This is a genomic window from Paenibacillus koleovorans NBRC 103111 (assembly GCF_004000845.1).
Lineage (GTDB): Bacteria > Bacillota > Bacilli > Paenibacillales > NBRC-103111 > Paenibacillus_AA > Paenibacillus_AA koleovorans.
On the sequence record NZ_BIMA01000057.1, the window covers coordinates 1 to 13,942 of the forward strand.

15 protein-coding genes and 1 riboswitch are annotated in these 13,942 nt (G+C 58.9%); of the genes, 13 read left to right on the forward strand and 2 right to left on the reverse strand.

Annotated features, from left to right (window positions below; all coding sequences use genetic code 11):
• A partial coding sequence (locus PKO02S_RS18700) for an acyltransferase (protein ID WP_164821541.1) occupies window positions 1–607 on the reverse strand: 607 nt, incomplete at its 3' end.
• 145 nt (window positions 608–752) lie between these two features.
• Between PKO02S_RS18700 and PKO02S_RS18705 the strand changes: the two genes are divergently transcribed.
• Entirely contained in the window at window positions 753–1,646 is an 894-nt protein-coding gene (locus PKO02S_RS18705) for an AraC family transcriptional regulator (protein WP_127585366.1), read from the forward strand.
• Here the strand turns inward: PKO02S_RS18705 and cls are convergent.
• A complete protein-coding gene (gene cls / locus PKO02S_RS18710) occupies window positions 1,636–3,093 on the reverse strand; it encodes a cardiolipin synthase (protein WP_127585367.1) in 1,458 nt (485 codons plus the stop codon). The two genes, PKO02S_RS18705 and cls, sit on opposite strands and share 11 nt — an antisense overlap.
• A 239-nt stretch (window positions 3,094–3,332) precedes the next feature.
• On the opposite strand from cls, the gene PKO02S_RS18715 reads away from it, so the two are divergent.
• The 12 genes from PKO02S_RS18715 (at window position 3,333) to PKO02S_RS18770 (ending at window position 13,928) form a co-directional block, all read left to right on the forward strand.
• Window positions 3,333–3,761 (forward strand): SRPBCC family protein, encoded by a 429-nt coding sequence (locus PKO02S_RS18715; RefSeq protein WP_127585368.1) that lies wholly within the window; start codon window positions 3,333–3,335, stop codon window positions 3,759–3,761.
• A 4-nt stretch (window positions 3,762–3,765) separates the two neighbouring features.
• Window positions 3,766–4,176: an ArsR/SmtB family transcription factor gene (locus PKO02S_RS18720; RefSeq protein ID WP_127585369.1), complete on the forward strand. Its 411-nt coding sequence runs from the start codon at window positions 3,766–3,768 to the stop codon at window positions 4,174–4,176.
• Window positions 4,177–4,747: 571 nt separating this feature from the next.
• Window positions 4,748–5,830, forward strand: coding sequence for a branched-chain amino acid aminotransferase (locus PKO02S_RS18725; RefSeq protein WP_127585370.1), 1,083 nt, complete (start codon window positions 4,748–4,750; stop codon window positions 5,828–5,830).
• A 54-nt stretch (window positions 5,831–5,884) separates the two neighbouring features.
• Window positions 5,885–6,529, forward strand: a complete 645-nt coding sequence (locus PKO02S_RS18730) for a carbohydrate-binding family 9-like protein (protein WP_127585371.1) — start codon at window positions 5,885–5,887, stop codon at window positions 6,527–6,529.
• A 101-nt stretch (window positions 6,530–6,630) separates the two neighbouring features.
• A riboswitch (cyclic di-AMP (ydaO/yuaA leader) is annotated at window positions 6,631–6,781 on the forward strand.
• A 4-nt stretch (window positions 6,782–6,785) separates the two neighbouring features.
• On the forward strand, window positions 6,786–7,652 hold the full coding sequence (locus PKO02S_RS18735) for a C40 family peptidase (protein WP_246067120.1): 867 nt from the start codon (window positions 6,786–6,788) through the stop codon (window positions 7,650–7,652).
• A gap of 158 nt (window positions 7,653–7,810) precedes the next feature.
• Window positions 7,811–8,902, forward strand: coding sequence for a Gfo/Idh/MocA family protein (locus tag PKO02S_RS18740; RefSeq protein WP_164821542.1), 1,092 nt, complete (start codon window positions 7,811–7,813; stop codon window positions 8,900–8,902).
• Window positions 8,899–9,741: a sugar phosphate isomerase/epimerase family protein gene (locus PKO02S_RS18745; RefSeq protein WP_127585373.1), complete on the forward strand. Its 843-nt coding sequence runs from the start codon at window positions 8,899–8,901 to the stop codon at window positions 9,739–9,741. The genes PKO02S_RS18740 and PKO02S_RS18745 overlap by 4 nt, the downstream gene beginning before the upstream one ends.
• 213 nt (window positions 9,742–9,954) lie before the next feature.
• Window positions 9,955–10,755: an undecaprenyl-diphosphate phosphatase gene (locus PKO02S_RS18750; RefSeq protein ID WP_127585374.1), complete on the forward strand. Its 801-nt coding sequence runs from the start codon at window positions 9,955–9,957 to the stop codon at window positions 10,753–10,755.
• A 40-nt stretch (window positions 10,756–10,795) separates the two neighbouring features.
• A complete protein-coding gene (locus PKO02S_RS18755; RefSeq protein ID WP_127585375.1) occupies window positions 10,796–11,635 on the forward strand; it encodes an inositol monophosphatase family protein in 840 nt (279 codons plus the stop codon).
• A gap of 70 nt (window positions 11,636–11,705) precedes the next feature.
• A complete protein-coding gene (locus tag PKO02S_RS18760; protein ID WP_127585376.1) occupies window positions 11,706–12,197 on the forward strand; it encodes a hypothetical protein in 492 nt (163 codons plus the stop codon).
• Between the two features lie 172 nt (window positions 12,198–12,369).
• Window positions 12,370–13,146, forward strand: a complete 777-nt coding sequence (locus PKO02S_RS18765; protein ID WP_164821543.1) for an amidohydrolase family protein — start codon at window positions 12,370–12,372, stop codon at window positions 13,144–13,146.
• The gene (locus PKO02S_RS18770; protein ID WP_127585378.1) at window positions 13,146–13,928 is read left to right on the forward strand and encodes an amidohydrolase family protein; all 783 of its coding nucleotides are present in this window, start codon (window positions 13,146–13,148) and stop codon (window positions 13,926–13,928) included. The genes PKO02S_RS18765 and PKO02S_RS18770 overlap by 1 nt, the downstream gene beginning before the upstream one ends.
• Window positions 13,929–13,942 lie beyond the last annotated feature (14 nt).

A 13,942-nucleotide genomic window follows, 5' to 3' on the forward strand; every position in this document is an offset into this window, starting at 1 on the left:
GCGCCTCGGCCTCGACCGTCGCCGCGACGAGCCCGCGCCCGTCGTCGGCGGCCAGCCGGCTGCGCAGCACGCGCGCCGGACAGCCGCCGACGATGCTGTACGGCGGCACGTCCTTCGTCACGACCGCCCCGGCCGCCAGGATCGAATGCGCGCCGATCTTCACGCCGTCGACGACTACAACACCGGCGCCGATCCAGACGTCATCGGCGATCTCAATGCCGACCGTCGTGCAAGGCTGCCGGTAAATCGGGATCTCCACGGATGCATAGCCGTGGTTGAAGCCGTACAGGCTTGCATGCGAGGCGATCCGCACGCCTTCGCCGATCCTCACCTTGCCGGCGATGACGGCGTATGAGTTCACGGTGCTGTTCGCTCCGATCTCGACATCCGCCCCGCGGACGATGGCGCCGGCGGCGATATAGGAGTGGTCGCCCATCGCCAAGCGGCTGGAGAATACCGCCGCGAGCGGCGAGACGAATGTGTTCGCTCCGAAATGGCATTCCCCTTGTTTCTGCAGATCCTCCTGTACTTTTCGCTGCTCCTCACGCTGCTCCTCATTCATGCCGATCCAAGGCATATAGTCGATGTCGCGCATGCGAAATTCCATCTAGTCGTCACCCTTTCTCATCTCTTTTACCCGTAGTGTATCACCCTCGGAATTCGGGGAACATGGAGGTTTAGCCGGAATACTTGTCAAAAACGCCGCTATAGGTCTATGCTAGAGATACTGAAATCAGAAGGGCGGCGCCAAGATGAATCATTTATACGGCAGGCTGTGGATGGGTATACACTGGATTATGGAGTTGCGTACGGAGCCGGACTGGCGAGACATTCGGCGCAATGTGAATGGGCATACGTTTTACTGGGTTCGATGCGGCAAAGGCCGATTCATCGTGAACGGGGAGCGGGAGCTGGCGGTAATCGGGGGCATGCTCTTTTACTTGAAGCCGGGGCTCAAGCTGCAGATGGAGAGCGATCCGGACGACCCTCTGGTCATTACGATGGTGCTGCTCATGTTGCAGGAGCTCAGTCCGGAGCCAGCCCCTGAGGATAACGCGGGGAAGGAAGAGGCGGCCCCGAATCTCCAGAATGTCACGATGCGCGGAAAGCCGGTCGAAGAGCTGGAGCTGCCGTTCATGACGGAGCTCGAAGGCGAAGAGAGGCTGAAGTTCGACAGCCTGTTCGACCGGCTGCTCACCGCCTGGGTGCCGGGCCAGCCAGTCAGCGAGCTGCTGACCAAGGCGCATCTGCACCAGTTGTTGTACGACACCGCCCAGCTCGCCTACTCCGGGCATAGAAACGGGGAGGTCGGCCCTGATATTTTTCGCCGGATCAAGGAGGAGCTCGAACGGGAGTATGCGCATGATCTGGTGCTGCAGGAGGTCGCCGCGCGTCACGGGATCTCGGTGTCGTATCTCCGGGAGCTGTTCGTGCGTTACATGGAAATCAGCCCGAAGAGCTATCTGGATCAAGTGCGCAACGAACATGCCAAACGGATGCTGGCGTATACGATTAACCCGATAAAAGAAATCGGAGAGCGCTGCGGTTACAACGACGAGTACCATTTTAGCAAACGATTCAAGCAGATGAACGGCATGTCGCCGAGCGCGTATCGCGCGAAAATCCGGGCGGGCTTTATAGGATAGGCGAAAGCAAATTCGAAATCGACTCCATCAGCCGATGCCAGAGCGACCGGTTGTCGTATTCTTCGCGGGTGAGCTCCTTGCAGTCTTGCATGTCCCGTTCGAAAATCGCATGCAGCTCCCGTGAAGTTCCGGCATGATAGATGACCGCATTCGCCTCGAAGTTGAGCCGCAGGCTGCGCAGGTCGAAGTTGGCGGTTCCCACCGTAGACATCAGGCCGTCGACCGTCATCGTTTTGGCGTGCAGGAAGCCTTTGCGGTACAAGTAGCATTTGACCCCGGCCTCCAGCAGCTCCCCTACATAGTATAAGGATGCCCAGTGGACGAACAGATGGTCGGAATCGTTCGGGATCATCACCCTGACGTCGACGCCCGACAAGGCGGCTATGCGGAGCGCGTTCTGCAGGCTTTCATCCGGGATAAAATAAGGCGTCTGCAAGTAAATGCTCTTTTTGGCCGCGTTAATCATCTTGATGTATGTATTCTCGATGTGGCTCCATTTCTGGTTCGGCCCGCTGGCCACGATCTGCATCGGCACGTCTCCGGCCCCGGTGTGCGGCTCCCATTGCGGATAGTAGACCCGGTCCAGCTCGACCGGATTTTCCGAAGCGACGTTCCAGTCCCTCAGGAACAGCCTCTGCAAAGCATGCACGCTGCTGCCGCCGAGCCTCAGGTGCGTATCCCGCCAAAACCCGAACCGTTTGCTCCTGCCCATGTATTCGTTGCCAATGTTGAACCCGCCGAGAAAGCCGACTTTGCCGTCGATGACGACGATTTTGCGGTGATTGCGGTAGTTGACCCGCAGGTTGAAATAAGGAATACGCGATGGGAAAAAAGCCGCCTTCTGTCCGCCCGCCATTGTGTAGGTTCGGAAAAACCGATCGTTCAAGCGCCGCGACCCGATATCGTCATACAAGATGCGCACTTCGACGCCCGCCTGGGCTCGCTCGGTCAGCGCCTCCAGCACTTCCGCCGCAAGCTCGTCCCGGTTGATGATGTAATATTGCAGGTGGATGTGGTGCTTCGCTTCGCGGATGCTCTGGAGCAGCGCTTCGAATTTGGTGCGTCCTTCGGTAAAAATCTCGATGCCGTTGTTCTGCGTGAGGAGCGCCTGGTTGGCGACGACGTTCATGTAGATCGTATCTTTATACTGGCGCATTTCGGGATCCTTGTATTCCATCTGATCTTCCTGGATGCGGCGGGCTTGCGCTTGGGTGAGCGTCTGGCGAATTTCGGCCTCGCGTTTGCTCAGCTTGTACAGCTTGCGGCGGCTCAAGTTTTGGCCCAGGATGATGTAGAGCACGAACCCGAGAATCGGGATGAACAGCAGCACCATCAGCCAGGACCAGGTGGCGGCGACGTTGCGGCGTTCGAGGAAGACGACCGTCAGCGCGAGCAAAATATTGACGGCCAAGATGTAGGTCGATATGTCCTGCTGGAACAAAAACATAAGAGCACCTCGATCGATGCGGTATTAGGTATTAGGATATTAGGGAAGTAGGGCAGTAAGGCAGTAAGGCAGCTGGCTGGTTGCAAAATCAGTTTCTATTGTACACTTGTTGCGCGCTGGAATAAAGTTGAGACGCTTGACATGAAACCAAAAGGTTTCGTAATATGGAGGTAGGCCGGATGGACAAACTAGTTTATCGATAGGATGGACGTTCTGAGTGTAAGGAAGGAGAGATCAGGATGGATAATCGTACAACGGAAAATAAGCTGCCGCCGATCGTGCAAAAGGTGACGTTGAACGCGCCGATCGAGCGAGTGTGGAGTGTTGTTGCTACCTCGGAGGGAATCGCCTCCTGGTTTATGCCGAATGATTTTCAGCCCGAGCTTGGTTATGAGTTTCATCTGAATGCCGGACCGTTCGGGATGTCGCCATGCAAGGTGACGGAGCTTGACCCGCCGAATCGGCTTGCGTTCAGTTGGGACGAGGACTGGAGCGTTACGTTCGCGCTGGAGGAAAAGGACGGCGTGACCGAGTTCACGCTCATCCATGACGGTTGGCCGGCGGACGGGTCTACGCGTTTCGGTCAGCCCTACGCCGTCGTGCGCGAGACGATGTCGGGCGGATGGGTTGGCATCGTCGCCAAGCTGGCTCGTCTGTTCGAGGGTTAAGGCGATGGCTGCCCCTTTGTCCAAGCATGACGTGTTCCAGGCAATCGCCGATCCGACGCGCCGGGAGCTGCTGCATCTGCTGAGCGATCGGGAAATGCCGGTGACGGTGATCAGCAGTCACTTCCCGATGTCGCGGACGGCGGTGTCGAAGCATCTCCGCGTGCTGTCCGAGGCCGGGCTCGTCAAGGAGCGCAAGGTCGGGCGCGAGGTGCGGTTCCGGCTGGAGCCCGAGCCGCTGCAGGAGCTGAAGAGCTGGCTCACCTACTTCGAGCGCTATTGGGAGAACAAGCTGGCCGCGCTCAAACGTATCGTCGAAGCCGATCCGGAGGGTTCCTCGGACGCATCGGGCATAGCGCCGCCGCGGCAGCGGCTTGTGGCCGCCGCCGATCCGGCGGAGCGGACCGAGCCTCGATAGCGGGGGTGGCAGGTTGGCAGGTTTGTAGGTTGGCAGGTTGGCAGGTTTGACAAGTTTGACAAGTTTGACAAGTTTGGCAGGCTGGCAGGTTTAACAGGTTTGGCAGGCTGGTAGGTTTAACAGGTTGGCAGTTTGGCAGGTTTGGCAGTTTGGCAGGAAACCGCAGGAGCTCGCCTGTTTGGCGGCTGTTGCGGTGTTTTTGTGTTGTGTTGGCGGCGTGCGGTGTGATGAGCACATGTGAGGCTTAGACTGGGTGCGCTGTAAGGCGGATTTTGTTCGGACTACAGACTCCCGTGCCGCTTGTGCAGCACCATAGATGAGGATAAGGAGACGAATTTCCAGAGTAGCAGCAAGCGGCAGTCCGTAAAGCGTGGCTACTGGCCGGACAAACGACAAGGTTGTACAAAACTCGGAATCGTGCACGGGGTTACGATCGTGAACCCAACTAAACTTCTATCACCCCAATAAACGCCCTTTATCGCATTGAATTCATTTTATGATTTTACATTGCGCACATAATGAGGTAATTTGATACTATGTGTACAAAAAGCATAGGGAGACTGATACGAAAATGCCAACGCCAATCAACGTGCAGCTAGCGCCGCAGCTCAAAGCAAAACCGGATCAAACGAAGCTCGGGTTCGGGCAGCATTTTACCGACCATATGTTTGTTATGGATTACACGGAAGGCACAGGCTGGCACGATCCGCGCATCGTGCCGTACGGCAAGATCGAGCTCGATCCGGCTGCGATGGTGCTCCATTACGGACAAGCCGTGTTCGAAGGGCTGAAGGCGTTCCGCACGGAAGACGGCCGCCTGCTGCTGTTCCGTCCGGATCAGAACATGGCCCGCTTGAACCGGTCCAACGACCGCCTGAGCATTCCGCCGATCGACGGCGATTTTATTATTCACGCCATTAAAGAACTGGTCAACCTCGAGAAGGACTGGGTGCCTGCCGAGCCGGGGACCTCGCTCTATATCCGTCCTTACATTTTCGCTACCGAGGCTTGCCTAGGCGTTCGCGCGTCCTACCGCTACTTGTTCATGGTGATCCTGTCGCCGGTTGGCGCTTACTACGCCGAAGGCATCAAGCCAGTCCGCATCAATGTGGAGAACGACTATGTGCGCGCGGTGCGCGGCGGGACGGGCAACGCCAAGACGGCGGGCAACTACGCGGCGAGCATCAAGGCGCAAGAGGAAGCCAAGGAAGAAGGCTACGCACAAGTGCTCTGGCTGGACGGCGTCGAGAAAAAATATATCGAGGAAGTCGGCAGCATGAACGTCTTCTTCAAGGTGAACGGCGAAGTCGTCACACCGGAGCTGAACGGCAGCATCCTGCAAGGCGTGACCCGCGCTTCAGTCATCGAAGTGCTGAAGTCGTGGGACTTGACGGTGACGGAGCGCCGCATCTCCATCGAGGAGCTGTACGAGGCTTCGCTGAACGGGACGCTCGAGGAAGCGTTCGGCACCGGGACGGCAGCCGTTATTTCTCCGGTCGGCGAGCTGAACTGGGGCGACAAGAAGATCCTCATCAATAACGGCCAAATCGGCGAAATCGCGCAAAAGCTGTACAACACGATTACCGGCATCCAAAACGGCAGCGTAGCGGACACGTTCGGCTGGACCGTACAAGTAGAGACCGTCAAAGCCTAACGAACTGCTGCATCACCACTACCACCAGATAGATAGAAGAGGAGAATCGGAGCCATGAGCGAGTTTCAATACACATGCCGGCGTTTGACGGCGGATGGCAAGCTGTCGCTACCGCTGGACCCGGTCCAATGGGAATCGGCACAAGAAGTCGAGCTGCGCGAAGTTGTAACAGGGGACAAACCCCGGTTAGCGACCGTCGTACGCGCCGCTTGGAACGACTGGGGCGTCTATTACCGATTCGTCTGCGAGGACGATGAGATCGTAAGCAACATGACGCAGCGGGACGATCCGATCTACGACGAGGACGTAGTCGAGGTGTTCATGTCCGTGGACGGCGATTTGTCGCGCTACTTCGAATTCGAGTTCAGCCCGACGAACGTGCAGTTCGATGCTAAGATCGTCAACAACCTCCAAGATCCGAAAGGCTCGCAATTGACGGTTGATACGTCTTGGGACAGCGCTGAGCTCACTTCCTGGGTCGAAGTGGACTTGGGCAACCGCCGGACGGTGTTCGAGATCGCCATTCCGGCCGCCGATCTGCTGGACGGGAAGTCGATTCAAGCCGGCGATACGTGGCGTACGAACCTGTACCGCATCGACCGCAAGCCAGAGGGACAGGATGAATATACAGCCTGGTCGCCTACCGGAATTGTTCGGTTCCACATCCCGTGGCGGTTTGGCACATTCGTATTTGAATAGAAATGACTGGCGGGCTGCCCGGATTTCCGGTGCGGCCCGTTTCCATTTTTTATGCGTTGCCGGTGGGACTTGCCCTATGATAGCCTTTATTCTTAAGGAATTCTTAATATTTGCCGAATCCGGGCGTACAGAGCGCTCGGTACGGGGGACTACAGGATCGTAATTGGGGTGAATGCTTGCGCAGTAGGGCGAGCTAGGGAAACTCTCTTCCCGAACCCGACAACTAACCTCGGAGGCTCCTGGAGGGAACAACGAATTGAAGCGACTGGTCAAAACGGTTGCAGGGCTGCTCGCCGCTGGCGGTATAGCTGCTGTGCTGATGACGGCTGCCCCGAATCAAGCCGACGCCTATGAGGCGGAATACGGCGTGAAGGTGCAGATCAACGATGCGTTAGTGGCGTTTTCGGAGGCGGGGCCGTTCATCGATTCTACAGGGACGCTGCAAGTGCCGATCCGTCAGGTGGCGGAGAAAATGGGCTACAACGTCAGCTATGCGATGCAGGACGAGCAAGTGAGCGTTACGCTGAATGACGGGAAAAGCACGATCTCGTTGAAAACGGGAACTCAGGCAGCGAAGTTGAGCGAGAAGGCGATTAAGCTGACGGCCGCACCGCTTTTCCAGAACAGCACGACATACGTGCCGCTCCGATTCGTGACCGAAAGCTTCGGGTACATCGTGCAGTGGGACGACGAGAACGGCGTGGCGATAATTTGTCAAGACGGTCAGTATCACGCTCCGGCCTGGTACGTGCCGCCGAAGAAGACGACCGCCGATTGGATCGCCGACACCGCCCAGCAATACATAGGCATTCGTTACATGTACGGCGGCACGACGCCAAGCGGATTCGACTGCTCGGGTTTCGTGAACTATGTGTTCGACAAGTACGGCATCGATTTGCCGCGGACGTCGCGAGGGATGTACGATACGGTCGGCGCCCGCACGGTGGGGTTGGAGAAAGGCGATCTCGTCTTTTTCACGATCGGGAAGTCTACGACGCATGTCGGGATTTATTTGGGCGACCAGCTGTTCATTTCCTCGACATCGTCGGGCGGGATCAAGATCGACAGTATTGTCGACAGCTACTGGGGACCGAAGTTTATCGGCGCCAAGCGGGTTTTGTAATCGGATGGATGCAAGAGAGCTGTAGCCGCCATAGGCGCGCATACGGCTCTTTTTTATACATAAAAGTCCAAAAAACCACATAGTCCGCTCCCCGGGTCGTCCGGTAACATGAAGATGGGAAAGTGTTGCTACTAGACGGCAATCGGGAGGAGAACGGTGTGAATCGAATAGTAAAGCTTGGCGTCGTCGGCTGCGGAGCCATCGCGCAGCATCATCTCAAGCACGCGACGGGGAACGAAGGCATCGAGGTGGTGGCCGTCGCGGACGTAAGGGAGGAAGCGGCCCGAGCGACCGCCGCCAAATTCGGGATCGCTCATGCATACACGGATGCGGAGGAGCTGTTCGACAATCCGGAGGTCGAAGGCGTCATTTTGGCGTTGCAGACGCGGTTCCGGACCGAGCTCGCGCTGCGCGCGTTCGCGAAGGGCAAACACGTCCTGCTGGAGAAGCCGGCAGCGATGAACGCGGACGAGGTGCGGCGGATGATCGCAGGCCGAGGGGCGTTGTCGGCGGGCTGCTGCTCGTCGCGGTTCCGCTTCTTCGCCTCGGCGGTGGCGGCGGCCGAGTTTGTGCGCTCCGGCGCGCTCGGCGAGCTGCGCCTTCTGCGCAGCCGGAACTTGGCGCCTGCAACGCCGCCTAAGGATCCGCCGCTCGCCTGGCAATACAGCCGGGAGGCGAACGGCGGCGGCGTGCTCGCGGATTGGGGCGTGTACGATCTCGATTATTTGCTTGGCATCACGGGTTGGACGCTGCGGCCGGAACACGTTTTCGCTCGCGTGTGGTATGTGCCGCCGGCATTCGAGAGCTTCATCGCAGCCGGCTCCGACGGGGAGACGCATGTGTCCGCGACGATCGCCTGTCAGGGCGGACCGCTTATCAGTTATGAGCGGGGCGCCTTGCAGGCGGCGAAGCGCGAGCATGCGTGGCAGCTCGTCGGGACGAACGGCTCGCTTGATCTGTACCTGCTGCCGCAGGAAGAGAAGGAAATCGTGTTCCACGCCGCCTCCAAGGCGGAAGGTGTCGTGAGCCGCACGATTTGGAAGGGCACGGAGTCTTGGGCAGCGGTGCATGCAGGGCCGGTGGTTGATTTTGCGGCGAGCATCCGCGAGGGGCGGCAGCCGAGCACGAGCCTCGAGCATGCTCTCACCGTGCAGGAGATTGTGGATGCGATCTATATGTCGTCTGAGAGCGGCGGGCTGATTGCCGTTCGACCTGTGGACTATGTGGATGAGGAGGTGCGTACGCAGTGATCATACACGGCTATTCCTCAAATCTCTACGTCTGGCAAGAGCGCTACAAAATGGACGGGCTGGACGACTCGATGGAAGCGATTCTCCGCGGCTGCGCCGAGGCCGGGCTCGATGCGGTCGAGCCGCCGCCGAAGCCCGAGGTGTACGCGCTAGTCGCGGCGAACGGGTTGCGAGCATCCGGCTCGTATTTGGGGCTGGCGCTTCATGAGCCGTACGAGGCGCTTGCGGTGGACGCGGTTGTGCGGCCGGCGGCGGAGCTGCTCGCGCAGGCGGGCGGCACGGACTTTATCCTTAATCCGAACGCCAAACGGGTCGGGGCGGAGCCGGTGCAGCTCAAGAGCGAGCACGAGCTGAAGCGCCAGGGCGACAACATGACGCGGATCGCCAGGCTCGTGGAGCCGCTCGGTCTGAAGGTGTCGATGCACAATCACGCCGCCGCGTATGAGCTGGCGGACGGCGACCTGCGCTCGGTCACGGCTTATGCCGGGCCGGAGGTCGGGTTGTGCGTCGACACCGGCTGGGCGCACACGGCCGGCCACGATCCGCTCGAATGGGTACGCCGATATCCTGCACGTGTGTTCGGCTTCCACTTCCGTAACCAGTTCGGCGCCGTGCCGACGGAGCATCTGCTCGAGGGAGAGATCGACATCGCGGGGCTGATCGGCTTGCTGCGCGACATCGGCTATGCGGGCTGGCTCAGCCTGGAGCTGTGGCAGCCCAAGCAGACCGAGCCGAAGCTGCCGATGGCGGAGGATGTCCGGCGATCTATCGCTTACTTGCGGGAGTTGGTGGCCGGTTGCGGCGGAGACGGAGGCGGAGGCGGGGGGCTGGCCCGCTAACGGTGGAGAGTGGAACAGACGGATGTTTGCAGCAGAAGGGAGGGGCCTTAAATAGGGCTCCTTTTTAGTTGGTTCGGGCTTCTCTTGAGCAGGATTGGCCGGTTGGCAGGGGAATTGGTGCAACCCAACTTTCGCCATCGTTTGACAGAAACCGCCGCCGAGCGGTACGATTAAGGCTTGACATATACATGTTAGGAGGACGGATTCAACATCATGTTTGACTTCATTAGTGCGATTATTCTTGGTATCGTAGAAGGCTTGACGGAGTTCCTCCCGGTTTCGTCGACGGGGCATATGATTTTGGTCGGGCACCTGCTCGGCTTCGAGGGCGAGGCGGCCGACACGTTCAAGATCGTCATCCAGCTCGGAGCGGTCATGGCGGTGTTCATCCTTTATTTCAAACGTTACATGGCGATGCTGAAGGATTTGCTGAAATTCAAGTTTGCCGAGAAAAAGAAGCTGAACGCCATTCACCTGGTGCTGGCGATGATTCCGGCGCTGATCGTGTATCTGGTCTTCAAGGACTTCATCAAAGACGTCCTGTTCGGCCCAGGCGCTGTACTCATCGGCCTCATCGTGGGCGGCGTGCTGATGATCGTGGCATCACGGGCCAAGCGCACCATCACCTCCGAGGAAACCGACGACATCACCTACAAACAAGCATTCGGCATCGGCTTGTTCCAGTGCCTCGCGCTGTGGCCGGGTTTCTCCCGGTCGGGCTCGACGATCTCCGGCGGATTGCTGCTCGGGACGAGCCAGAAGGCGGCGGCGGACTTCACGTTCATGATCTCCGTGCCGGTCATGCTGGGCGCAACGGTGCTGGACATGTACGACAGCCGGGAATATTTGACCTCGGACGACCTGGTGCTGCTCCTGGTCGGCTTCGTGGCGGCGTTCGTCGTGGGGATGCTGGCAGTCGTGACGTTCCTGAACTTGATCAAACGACTGAAGCTGGAATGGTTCGCCCTGTACCGCTTCGTAGTGGCCGTAATCTTTTTCTTCTTCTTGATGTAGGATACCGCACATGTACCTAATAGAACGGGGGCAAACAAGGATGGCGTCGGAGGCAAGCAGGCTGCAGCTGGAACAGGCGGTACGCGTCGCGGAGCAAGCGGCGGTGGAGGCAGGGACATATGCGAGGGAGCGGTTCGGCGGTCGGCTCACCATCAAGCAGAAGGGCGATGCCGGCGATATGGTCACCGAGGTCGATCTGCACACGGACGCCTTGATCGTGGAGCGGATCCGCACCGCCTTTCCCGAGCACTCGATCGAGAGCGAGGAGGCGGGGCAGACGGGCGAGCGGCATCCGGACCGGGTGCAATGGCATGTCGATCCGCTCGACGGCACGAACAACTACGCCCTGGGCATTCCGCTGTATGGCGTCTCCATCGCGGCTCACGAGCGTGACGAAGTCCAACTGGGCGTCGTTTATGACTCGAACCAGGGCGACCTCTACACGGCCCGAGCCGGCGGCGGCGCCACGCGCAACGGCATGCCGATCGCGGCGCGGCCGGCCGCTGAATGGCGCAAGGCGACGATCTCGTGGATTCAGGGACACGGCGTAGGCAAGGCCGATGAATTGTGCCTGCACCTCCGTCATACCCTCGAATCCCGTATCAAGCGCGTGCTGCGCGTCTGGGCGCCTTCGCTCACTTGGGCGATGCTCGCCCGCGGCGATATCCAGGGCATCGTGCTGTACAAGTCCGAAGGCTGCGACTTGTACGCCGGGCTGCTGCTAGCGCAGGAAGCTGGCGCGCTCGTGACCGACTTCCAAGGCCGGCCGGTCCAGGGTTTATGCGGCCCCGAGCCGTACCTGGTGGCGGCGCATCCGGACTGCCACGACGAGCTGCTCCGCCTCGTTCAAGAAGCGGTTGCGGACGTCTCGAATCCGTAGACCGGAATAAGAGGCGGATTTTGGGAAAAGCTAACCTCACAACCTTTTCCCGAAAGCAGGTAGCTGAATCATGAGTCATGTTCCCATGGTGTTTGCTTTCCCCGAATCCCGCTCCGCCACGCTCGCCTATGAGATGCTGGCCGAGCTCGGCTATCACGTGCATCAAGCCCGGCAGGACGGCGGCCAGCCTTGCGTCCAAGTGTTCATGGAGTCGACGGAGCTGTCGTCGGCGATGGAGGTCGCGCAAGCGTACGGCGGCCAACTGGTCGAGTTTACCGACGACATGCTTCACGCCCACACGCACGATCATGAGCATACGCACAGGGACCACACGGACGCCCAGTCGGCCGTCACCGGCGGGCAGCTGTACGAGTCGGCCTACGGCATGGACATGATCCCGATTCCGGCGCATCTCGTGAACGAGTCGGACCCCGGCGATTATGATTATGAAGGCCGATCGTCTGTCACAGCTGCTTCTCATGTGCCGCCGGAGGCCGAACAGAACGATTTTGACCCTTCAGGCCACGACTACGACGGATTCGACGCAGGCGTTCACCTGTAAAATAGCATCACCACCATCCGATCATCCCAACTAACTGGGGTGATCTTTTTGTTTCCATTGACAGCTTTCTGTTGTGGGCCTAGAATACAGATAGGATTAAATACAAGTAAAATACAAGAATAAAATTTTGCGTTATTTTTTTAGCAGCACCGGGGAGAGGGGGATGAAGCTCATGATTATTGACAGTCATGTTCATATTTTGTTTTCTAGAACGCAGCCTTGGCAGCCGCTCGTCGAGCAGACGCTTCACCATATGGAAATGGCGGGGGTCGACCAGATCTGTGTCCTGCCGCATCCGCAATTTGCGGGCAATATTTTCCCGAACAAGGATGACATGCTGTTCCAGGCGGAGCAGCTGGTGGAAATTTACAACGCCCATCCCGACAAATTTTTGCCGCTGCTGTTCATCAACCCGTCGCTGCCGCCGGACTTCTCGCTGGAGCTGATGGAGCGGTATATCCGGAACGGCCCGCTGATCGGGACGAAGTTCCACATCTCGATGATCGCCGATGACAGACGGTATGAGCCGATCTATGACTATCTCGAGGAGCACGACATTCCGATGCTGTTCCATAGCTGGTACAAGACGGTCGAGCGGACTACGTTCGAATCGACGCCGGCCGATATCGCCCGCATGGCGAAAAAGCATCCGCGGATGCGCATCCTGATGGCGCACCTCACGGGAGCCAAGCTCCGCGGCGTTATGGACATCAAGCCGTATCCGAACGTTCTGCTCGACACATCGGGCTCGCAGCCGGAGGAAGGGTACTTGGCGCGGGCAATCGAGGAGCTGGGTGCGGATCGTGTGCTGTACGGCTCGGACTATCCGATTCGGGCTTTCTCGACGCAGCTCGGGCGGATCGATTCGGTGGCGTTATCGGCGGAAGACCGGGACAAGGTGCTGTACCGCAACGCGCAGCGATTTTTCACCAAGGGAGGGCGGAGCTGATGGGCAAATCGGTTAACGGTATCATCGATGTAGGCGTGTGGACCGGCAACTGGCCGTTCGTGAAGCTGCGCTATACGGAGCTCCCGTCGCTCCAAGCAAAGCTGCGATCGGTCGGCGTGCGTCAAGCTTTTGTCGCCCCGATCGAGGGTATCCTGGAGCAGGATCCGTTGCGGGCGAATCGCGAGCTGCTGGAGGCGACGCGTGGCGACGGCTTCTTCTCGCCGGTGCCGATCGTCGACCTGTCTTATGCCAATTGGCGGGAAGTCGTGGGGCTGGCGGCGAAGGACGGCAGGGTCAAAATTGTGAAGCTGCTGCCTGGCTATCACATGTACGAGGTGAACGAGAATGTGCTCGAACCGCTCGTGGAGCTGACCCAGGCGCATAAGCTGATCATCAGCATCCAGATGCGGCTCGAGGACAAACGCGGCATGTACCCGCTGCTCAAAGTCGAAGATCTCGACGTTGTCCGCGTCGTCAAGGCCGTGTCCTATTTCACGGAGCAGCCGTTTATTTTGAGCTACCCGTACATGGCGGAGCTGGCGCAGGTGCTGAAGTCGGTCGACAACCTGTTCATCGAGATCGCCGGCGTGGAGCATGCGGATGTGCTGTTGAATTTGAAGGATACGTATTCGCTCCGGCAGGTGCTGTTCGGGTCGCATGCCCCTTTTCTCATCCCGGAGGCGATTGTGGCGAAGCTGCGGCTGACGGATGTGCAACAAGCGGATGTCGATCAGGTGGCGTTCGGCAATGCGGAGCGGCTGCTTAGCTGGTTTGAGCGGTAGGCGGATAGTTGGCC